The organism is Kocuria sp. ZOR0020, from assembly GCF_000800955.1.
Classification (GTDB): domain Bacteria; phylum Actinomycetota; class Actinomycetes; order Actinomycetales; family Micrococcaceae; genus Kocuria; species Kocuria subflava.
Genome location: NZ_JROX01000339.1, coordinates 1 through 480, shown reverse-complemented (window position 1 = coordinate 480; position 480 = coordinate 1). Strand labels below are relative to the sequence as shown.

General features: G+C 30.6%; 1 protein-coding gene. It reads left to right on the top strand.

The features are described from left to right. Positions 1-37 precede the first annotated feature (37 nt). A partial coding sequence (locus tag L979_RS13600; RefSeq protein WP_047692765.1) for a hypothetical protein occupies positions 38-480 on the top strand: 443 nt, incomplete at its 3' end.

The window sequence follows — 480 nt, the reverse complement described above, 5'->3', positions numbered from 1 at the left end:
TGGCAGAAAGAAATTTAATGAGCTGAAAGGACTGTAAATGATTTTAAAACATGCAATTAGATACTTAGAACTAACTGGTTCAGACTTTATTACAGATTTAAAAGACTTTGCAGACCTACAAAATTCTTTTGTCGCTGGATATATTCCTGATGACTTTACAGAGCAAATGGAGAGCTTTACAGACAAGTTATTGATACTTTGGGTAGATTGTAACGGAGGAATGCAAAACGCCTTAGATGATAAAACAGAGCTTCCTACAACTAACGAGTTAATCAATATCTTCTGTAAAACTGTTTTTATTAAAGAAAAAGAGGAAACGGAAGACGATACAGTCTTCTTTTCTTCTAGTTCATTGATTAAGAAAAAGAAAGATACTGTAAAGGAAAATAAAACTTTAGAACTTTTGACTATTTTAGGCAATAATGAAATTAATATAACGCAGTTCATGGAAATGGAACTAGAACTTGTTTATAAAATAAT